The organism is Belnapia arida (assembly GCF_016773205.1).
Classification (GTDB): Bacteria; Pseudomonadota; Alphaproteobacteria; order Acetobacterales; family Acetobacteraceae; genus Belnapia; species Belnapia arida.
Genome location: NZ_JAETWB010000215.1, coordinates 1 through 274, shown reverse-complemented (window position 1 = coordinate 274; position 274 = coordinate 1). Strand labels below are relative to the sequence as shown.

Here is a 274-nt window from a genome sequence, read left to right as displayed (position 1 = left end):
CGCGTGAGGCCACGGGAGGCGAGGTGGTGTTGGTGGTCGAAGACGAACCCGCAGTGCTCGACATGGCCGTCGAGAGCCTACGAGAGCTCGGCTACGGGACCCTGGCCGCGCGCGACGCGGCGGAGGCACTGGAGCACCTGCAGAGCGGTGAACGCATTGACGTCCTGTTCTCAGACGTGGTGATGCCGGGAGGCGTAGACGGCATACAGCTAGCCGAGCGGGCACGGCGTCTGCGCCCCGATCTCAGAATCCTGCTGACGTCGGGCTACTCGGC

Annotated in this window: 1 protein-coding gene; it reads left to right on the top strand. The window is 67.5% G+C overall.

The genetic code is table 11. The features are described from left to right. Positions 1–26: 26 nt before the first annotated feature. Positions 27–274, top strand: a 248-nt coding sequence (locus JMJ56_RS33450) for a response regulator (RefSeq protein ID WP_202836164.1), incomplete at its 3' end; no start/stop codon positions are given.